Source organism: Anoxynatronum sibiricum (assembly GCF_039414295.1).
GTDB classification, from domain to species: Bacteria; Bacillota; Clostridia; order Peptostreptococcales; family Tindalliaceae; genus Anoxynatronum; species Anoxynatronum sibiricum.
Genome location: NZ_JBCITM010000054.1, coordinates 1 through 753 on the forward strand (window position 1 = coordinate 1; position 753 = coordinate 753).

Annotated in this window: 1 protein-coding gene; it reads right to left on the bottom strand. The window is 38.0% G+C overall.

Annotated elements, in window-relative coordinates; genetic code table 11:
- Positions 1 to 21: 21 nt before the first annotated feature.
- A partial coding sequence (locus AAIG11_RS17910) for a transposase (RefSeq protein ID WP_343187552.1) occupies positions 22 to 753 on the bottom strand: 732 nt, incomplete at its 5' end.

Genomic DNA, 753 nt, shown 5'->3' on the forward strand with positions numbered 1-753 from the left:
GGACGGTTCTTTTGTGCATGCTTATAGTCTTCTTATCACACCAAAACTAACCCCCGTCAATCTTTCTATCTGACGTATGGATAGCCCTTTTTTCTTGAATTCCTTTATCAGTTTATTTCTATGTTCTTGATCGAAGCTTTGTATTTTATTGGTGCTGTCAATCTCTGCTGATTTTTTAATTATTTCTGCCGCTTCCAGATCATTGATCCTGAATGTTTCTTCATAATCCAAGCAGTGGTCCTGCTTCTCTTTTGCATGAAAGTCTTTAAATAGTTTTACGGCTTTTTTGTTGTCCTTCGAAAAAATACTAAGTGGAAACGCTGTTTCGCAGATGTCTTTCTTTCCAATGTATTCCTGATAACTGCTCCATGGGTATTGTTCGATGTTTTTGACAATGCATGCTTTAAGGGGATTTTGATGGATGTATCGCAGTACTGTTAGTAGATAACCATCATTTTCCACCACTTCACTTTTATACCGATCCTGGAACAAATGTCCTCTTCGGCCGTATTTTCGGTTATACCAGTAGACATATCTGGCACCGATTCTTCGAAAGACTGTGCCCAGTTCTTCACATCCTTCTTTGATTAATAAATGGATGTGGTTATTCATAAGGCAATACCCGTAGATTTCGTAACCACTTTCTTCTCTGTAGTATTTAATTGTCTCTAATAGTTTGATGGAATCCTCCCGATCTTCAAATATGATTTGGCCGTTGATTCCCCTTAGCATGACATGGTATATTCCTGTATG